Genomic DNA, 6,943 nt, shown 5'->3' on the forward strand with positions numbered 1-6,943 from the left:
GGTTAAATGAAAATCAAACAACTTACTTAGAAGATTATGGGCATCTTGGTCAAAACGATCAAATTTTATCGATGAAATTAGCTCTGAAAGAAGGAAAGCTGAAAGATGGAGATATAGCAGTTTTGGTAGGAGCAGGATTGGGATTCGTTTGGGCAGCTACTACAGTAAAATGGGGAAAAATTGAGAGTTGATAAATAAGTATAAAAAGGAGGATTTCAGATGGATAGATTGAAAGATAAAGTATGTGTTGTCACAGGGGGAGCAAGAGGGATTGGAAAAAGCATAGTTGAAAAATTTTCTAAAGAAGGTGCAAAAGTAGTTTTTGCTCTAGATATGAACGAAGAGTTATTACATCAACTGGAACAAGGACATAATGGAAATGTCATTAGAGGTTATTTACTTGACGTCACTAATAGGGAAGGAATTCAAAAATTCGTAGAAGAGGTAAAAGAAGAATTTGGAAGGATAGATGTTCTGGTAAACAACGCGGGTATAACAAGAGATGCTTTGCTTCAAAAAATGACCGAAGATGACTGGGATAAAGTTATAAATATTAATTTAAAAGGTGTTTTTAACATGACTCAATTTGTTTCAACTTTAATGTTAGAAAATGGGAAAGGCAGTATTATCAATATTTCTTCTATAGTGGCCGAAAGAGGTAATGTTGGACAAACGAATTATGCAGCTTCAAAAGGTGGAGTAATATCCATGACCTTCACTTGGGCAAAGGAATTAGCTAGAAAAGGAGCTAACATACGCGTTAATGCCATAGCACCAGGTTTTATAAAAACACCGATGACAGAAGCAATACCCGAAAAAGTGATGCAGAACATTCTAGCGCAAATAACCTTGAAGCGAATGGGGGAGCCTGAAGAAGTTGCCAACGCTGTTTTATTTCTAGCTTCGGATGAATCTTCTTATATTACAGGGCATGTTTTAGATGTAAATGGGGGAACAATTCTCTAATTCTTATGAAGGAAGGTGGTTTTAAAGATGTGGAAAGAAAAGTACAAGCAAAAGCTAATGTCGATCGAAGAAGCAATTTCATCTCTACCAAAACGATGTACAGTTATTGTTAGCATGGCTGCTGCAGAAGCTCGAGGATTTTTAAGTAATATTCACAAGTTCAAAGATCATTTTGAAAAAATAAAAGTTGTAACTTGTTTAGATATGGGATATTATGATTTCTTCCTACATAAAGATTATGAAGATGTTTTCCAAATGCATACATGGTTTTTTTCTGATTCTACAAGAAAGTCTAAATATCATGAGAACTTGAACATTTTAGATTTCATTCCTAACAACCTTCATATGGCTGGACTGGATAAAGTTACGGCTGAGAAGGAAGAAGGAAACACAATAGTATTTTGGGGTTCGTGTACCCCTATGATTGAGAAAACAGGTTATTTCAATTTGGGAATTTCAAATGTTTATGAAAAAGACATTGCAGAAAATGCAGATATTGTAGTTATGGAAGTTAACCAAAAGATGCCTTTTGTTCATGGAGATACCGAATGGCACATAAACAATGTGAACATTATAGTTGAGTCCGATTGGGATATTCCAGAACTTGCTATTTCAGAACCCAAAGAAGAAGAAAAGAGAATCGCTGAATACATAGCAGATATGATTCCAAATGGTTCTACGATACAAATAGGTATTGGAGGAATTCCAAATGCCGTTGCAAGATTGCTTGAAGATAAAAAAGATCTTGGTGTTCACACTGAAATGCTCACAGAATCGATGATAGATCTGTTTGAAAAAGGCGTTATTACAAATATGAAAAAATCTCTTTGGAGAGGTAAATTTGTAATAGCTTTTGCCCTAGGAACGCAAAGAATGTACGACTTTATTAATCACAATCCTGGTATTTTAGAGTTAAGAGGAAAATACGTGAATGATCCTTATGTTGTTGGTCTGAATGACAATATGGTAAGTCTAAATACAGCAATTTCTGTTGATCTTACTGGTCAAGTTGTTTCTGAAGCTATCGGAACACAACAGTACTCAGGGCCTGGAGGTCAGTTAGATACTCATAGAGGGGCTATAAGAAGCAAAAATGGTAAAGGAATAATTGCCTTAAGATCAACGGCTAAGAAAGGTACAATATCGACCATCGTTCCAATGTTAGACCCAGGAGCTCCAGTTACGGTTCCAAGACATGATTTAGATTACGTAGTTACAGAATGGGGCATAGTTCATCTTCGAGGAAGAAGTGCTGGAGAAAGAGCAAAACAACTAATTTCAATTGCTCATCCAAATTTCAGAAAAGAATTAGAAGAAAAAGCTAAAGAAATGAGGTTAATATAAAAAGTCTCAGGAGGTATAACATGGGGAAAATATATATTATTTCTGCAAAAAGAACAGCTATTGGATCTTTTGGAGGAACCCTGAAAGATATACCAGCTGTAAAGTTGGGGGCTGAAGTTACAAAAAAAGTTTTAGAAGAAGCCAAGGTATCACCAGAAAATGTTGATGAAGTTATCGTTGGGAATGTTTTGATGGCTGGTCATGGAATGGGCCCTGGAAGACAGGTTTCTATATATGCAGGCATACCAAATGAGAAACCTGGTTATGTAGTAAATATGTTGTGTGGAAGCGGGATGAAAAGTATAATGATCGGTGCATCGGATATTAAAGTAGGTGACGCAGATATAGTTGTAGCAGCCGGTATTGAAAGCATGTCTACTTCGCCATATCTTTTACCTTACACATCAAGATTTGGGAGCAAATTTGGCCACCTTGAAATACTAGATCACATGATATTAGATGGTCTTACTGATGTTTTTAATAATTATCATATGGGGGTAACCGCAGAAAATATAGCCAAAAAATACAATATCAGTCGAGAAGAACAAGATGAATTTGCCTTCAATAGTCAAATGAGAGCTAAAGCAGCGATTGAATCAGGTAAGTTCAAAGATGAAATTGTTCCAATTGAAATAAAAATGAAAAAAGAAACCATTATTTTTCTGCAGGATGAATATCCCAGATTCGATACAAGTTTGGAAAAACTTTTCAAACTAAAGCCATCTTTTGTGGAAAATGGAACAGTTACTGCAGGAAATGCTTCTGGTATAAATGATGGAGCCAGTGCAGTACTACTTGCTTCTGAACAGGCTGTTGAAAAATATGGTTTAAAACCTATTGCAGAGATAATAGGTTACAGCCAGGCTGGAGTTGAGCCTGCATATATGGGGTTAGGTCCAGTTCCTGCTATTAAAGAACTTTTAGGTAAAGTCAAAATGAGCATAGAAAATATAGGCCTTATAGAACTTAACGAAGCGTTCGCAGCTCAATCACTTGGAGTACTGAGAGATCTAGAAAACATCTATGGAAAAACTAAAGAGTGGTTTATTCAAAGAACTAATGTGAATGGTGGAGCAATCGCTCTAGGTCACCCCATTGGAGCATCCGGAAACAGAATCGTTGTTACATTGCTTCATGAAATGAAGAAGAGAAATATTGAGTTTGGCTTAGCTTCTTTGTGTATTGGTGGTGGAATGGGAACAGCTATGGTCATTAGAAACATTTAAATCCATAACAAGGAGGTTGATAATTTCTTTAAAAGTATTTAGTTTCAAATAACGAAGTTTGATTTTTGCTTAATAAACAGGAGGTGGAACTCATGAAACGAATATTTTTAGTAATGATGAGTTTATTGATGGTGTTTTCGTTTGCACTAGCTGCAGAAAAGCCTATAAAGATCGGGGCGGTTAATCCCTTAGGAGACATTACCGGAGATCAAGCTACAAAAGCTATGAAATTAGCGGTAAAAGAGATTAACGACGCAGGAGGAGTATTAGGTAGACCCATAGAACTCATAGTTATAGACGATGAAATGAATCCAGCAAAAGGAGCTGCTGCTATTGAAAGACTTGCAACAGTAGAAAATGTTGATTTTTTTGTTGGTGGCATGGGCAGTGGGGTTCATCTTGCTCAGGTACCAATCTTGAAAAAATATCAAAAAATCACTGTTTGGATTGGCGCAGCATCTCATCAAGCAGAAATAGCTATGGGGCCTGACGCTGATTGGTATTTCCATCTACATCCATGGGATTATCAACAAGGTGAAGGTTATGGTGTAGGTTGGACAGAAATCGTACATGCTTATCCTGAAGTTAAAATAGAAAAAGTCTTTCTAGCTTATGAAGAAGGAGCTTTTGGGACAGATTCTTACACTTCTTACATCGATTTATATGAAGAAGCAAAAAGAGGAGAAGGTTCTTGGAAAGAAGTGTTAAAAGAATTTAAAGGGGCATCTTTTAAGAGTGCAGCACTTGGTGGGGGAGATTATAGGGCAATGCTAAACCAAGCAAAATCTTTTAATCCAGATCTTTTTATATGGGCTGGATATGATGCAGATGCAATTCCTATAGTTGCTCAAGCTAGAGAAGTCAATTTTCAACCCCCGCTATTTGTTGGTGCACCTCCAGGATGGCCAGCAGATTTTGGAAAAAATCCACTTTCGAACAACGTAATTTTGTATGGTATGTGGGCACCAACTCTAAATGAAGTTAGTTCAGTAGCAAAACACTTTTATGACTCTTATGTAGAAATGTGGAAAGAAGAGCCTGCAACATATTTCGCACCTTTAGGATATACGAATATTTATTTCTTGGTAGAGGGTATTAAAAAAGCAGGATCATTGGATAAAAATGCTATTATTGAGGCTTTAAGAACCATAGAGTATGAATCTCCTCTTGGAGAGGTATTAAAGATAGAACCAAGCAGAATTATTAAAAATCAAGGGTTCAAGTATCAAAAAATATTACAGTGGCAAAATGGGAAGCAAGAAGTAATATGGCCCTTGGATCTAGCTACAACTCAACTAGTGTATCCTTTTAAATTTGGAAAATAAATTATATTCTGAACAATTGAATTAGTAAGGATGGAGGCTGGATAATTGATCCAGCCCCATTCCATATCAGATAACTTATATTAGCTATCAAGGTGGTGTTGAACTTGGAAAAAACTAATAAAAGTTTAAAGAAGACCCTAATTGCTTTTATCATCTTTTTAATTATTGTAGGGATTTGGAAACCTCTAGCTTTGGTTTATGGGATACAAAGAGGTGGTTTGTATTCTCTGATAGGTTTACCTTTAGCTTTAATACTGGGAATTGTAGGCATTTTAAATTTAGCTCATGGAGATTTTTTGACTTTAGGTTTGTATATTGGATATATATTCTATAGTTCTTGGTCAATTGATCCGATTATTTCTATGATTCCTCTTTTTTTTATACTGTTTGGTTTAGGAACAGTTCTTTATTCAATTTTAATTAAAAATGTATTAAAAGCGGGCCATTTAAATCAATTATTGCTAACTTTTGGTATATCGATGATTATAATTGAATTGATTAAAATTATATGGACAACCAGACCTAGAAGTGTTTATACTTCATACGCATCTTCTTCTGTAACCCTAGGAAACATGTCTATTGGTATGTACGAATTTATATATCCGGCAATGGCGATAGCTGTTCTTGTTATTTTACAATTTTTTTTGAAAAAAACAAGATTAGGCCAAGCAGCTTCTGCAGTTGGACAAAATCCGAAAGGTGCTGAAATAGTCGGAATTAATACAAATGTAGTTTATCTTGTAGTTTTTAGTATAGCATTTGGAATTATTGGGATTTCTGCAGCTGTTATGTTGCCACGAACCGCTATATTTCCTTTATCGGGTAATTCTTATACTTTAAAATCTTTTGCTCTAGCTGCTATGGCTGGATTGGGAAACTTGAATGGTATCCTGATAGGAGGGATAACTTTAGGAATTGCTGAAGCAATTGTGCAGTCTATACCAGGATATGAGGGATGGTCAGATGTAGTATTCTTTGGCATTTTGATAGCTGTAATACTTTTGAATGCTTATAGGAGGCCGGAATGATGAAAAAAAGACTTTTTCTCATAATAACTCTGTTAGCTATTATTTTAATGATATTTTTACCTTATTTTATAGGAGCTTATTTATTACATGTATTAATGACAATTTTTATTTATATGAGTTTAGCACTCAGTTGGGATATGATGTTAAGGACAGGTCAATTATCATTTGGGGTTGCAGGTTTTTTTGGAGTCGGATCATACGCCTCAATAATTACCTGTTCAAGGTTTGGATTTAATCCGCTAGTAAGTATACTTTTTGCAGGTTTTTTTGTGGCTTTAATTGCTCTGGGGTTAGGTTTTGCCGTGCTTAAACTCAGAGATATCTATTTTTCTATTACAACTTTAGCTATTACTATGGTCTTTTCAGTCATTATAAGAAATATGCCTAGACTTACAGGGGGTGCCAGTGGAAAAGTTATCCCAAATGTTATATTTAATGGAGATTCAACAAAAACATATTGGTTAATATTATCTCTAGCTTTAATAACCATTTTAATATCGGAAATATTCAACAGAACAAAGATTCATTTTGCAATAAATTCAATAAGAAACGACGAAATAATTGCAAGGTCGAGCGGTATAAACATTTTGGGTTACTTACTATTCGTTTTTATAATAAGTTCTGCACTTCAAGGAATGGCAGGCGCAATTTATACTCAACAATATGGATTTGTTTCTCCAGAAACGACTTTTTCTTTAGATTTTCTGCTATTACCAATGGCTATGGCTCTTGTTGGCGGAATTTATTCAACGTGGGGATCTGTAATTGGAGCTGTAGTTTTAGGTTTTGCTTCAGAATACTTGAAACTTTTTATGCCTTATGGTCACCAAATAATTTACGGGATTATGATAGTGTTAATAATTTTGTTTTTACCAAAAGGAATATATGGTTCAACAAAAGATAGATTAGTAACTTATAAAATTGAAAAGTTGAGTTTATCGGAGTAGGGAAAGAACGATAATAAAATTTGAAAGTCCAACAAAAAAGTAACTAATATGTATGACTAGGAGGAATATTCTATGGTTATTCTAAAGACTATCAATTTAGTAAAGAA

7 protein-coding genes are annotated in these 6,943 nt (G+C 35.0%); all 7 read left to right on the forward strand.

Going from position 1 to position 6,943, the window contains the following annotated elements; translation table 11 throughout:
- Nucleotides 1–191 (forward strand): 3-oxoacyl-[acyl-carrier-protein] synthase III C-terminal domain-containing protein (locus tag PKN74_RS07475; RefSeq protein WP_472310135.1); only part of this gene is annotated, 191 nt, incomplete at its 5' end.
- Nucleotides 192–219: 28 nt separating this feature from the next.
- A complete protein-coding gene (gene fabG / locus PKN74_RS07480) occupies nt 220–966 on the forward strand; it encodes a 3-oxoacyl-[acyl-carrier-protein] reductase (RefSeq protein ID WP_472310137.1) in 747 nt (248 codons plus the stop codon).
- Nucleotides 967–993: 27 nt separating this feature from the next.
- A complete protein-coding gene (locus PKN74_RS07485) occupies nt 994–2,310 on the forward strand; it encodes an acetyl-CoA hydrolase/transferase family protein (protein WP_472310139.1) in 1,317 nt (438 codons plus the stop codon).
- A gap of 20 nt (nt 2,311–2,330) precedes the next feature.
- On the forward strand, nt 2,331–3,536 hold the full coding sequence (locus PKN74_RS07490) for an acetyl-CoA C-acetyltransferase (RefSeq protein WP_472310141.1): 1,206 nt from the start codon (nt 2,331–2,333) through the stop codon (nt 3,534–3,536).
- 92 nt (nt 3,537–3,628) lie between these two features.
- Nucleotides 3,629–4,861, forward strand: coding sequence for an ABC transporter substrate-binding protein (locus PKN74_RS07495; RefSeq protein WP_472310143.1), 1,233 nt, complete (start codon nt 3,629–3,631; stop codon nt 4,859–4,861).
- 104 nt (nt 4,862–4,965) lie between these two features.
- On the forward strand, nt 4,966–5,889 hold the full coding sequence (locus PKN74_RS07500) for a branched-chain amino acid ABC transporter permease (RefSeq protein ID WP_472310145.1): 924 nt from the start codon (nt 4,966–4,968) through the stop codon (nt 5,887–5,889).
- The gene (locus tag PKN74_RS07505; protein ID WP_472310147.1) at nt 5,889–6,836 is read left to right on the forward strand and encodes a branched-chain amino acid ABC transporter permease; all 948 of its coding nucleotides are present in this window, start codon (nt 5,889–5,891) and stop codon (nt 6,834–6,836) included. The genes PKN74_RS07500 and PKN74_RS07505 overlap by 1 nt, the downstream gene beginning before the upstream one ends.
- Nucleotides 6,837–6,943: the final 107 nt, after the last annotated feature.

Source organism: Defluviitoga sp. (genome assembly GCF_035349255.1).
Lineage (GTDB): Bacteria > Thermotogota > Thermotogae > Petrotogales > Petrotogaceae > Defluviitoga.

What these genes read in the sequence shown, in the direction of transcription:
- PKN74_RS07505 (WP_472310147.1), top strand. Translation starts at nt 5,889, where the DNA reads ATGAAAAAAAGACTTTTTCTCATAATAACTCTGTTAGCTATTATTTTA.
- PKN74_RS07485 (WP_472310139.1), top strand. Translation starts at nt 994, where the DNA reads ATGTGGAAAGAAAAGTACAAGCAAAAGCTAATGTCGATCGAAGAAGCA.
- PKN74_RS07490 (WP_472310141.1), top strand. Translation starts at nt 2,331, where the DNA reads ATGGGGAAAATATATATTATTTCTGCAAAAAGAACAGCTATTGGATCT.
- fabG (WP_472310137.1), top strand. Translation starts at nt 220, where the DNA reads ATGGATAGATTGAAAGATAAAGTATGTGTTGTCACAGGGGGAGCAAGA.
- PKN74_RS07495 (WP_472310143.1), top strand. Translation starts at nt 3,629, where the DNA reads ATGAAACGAATATTTTTAGTAATGATGAGTTTATTGATGGTGTTTTCG.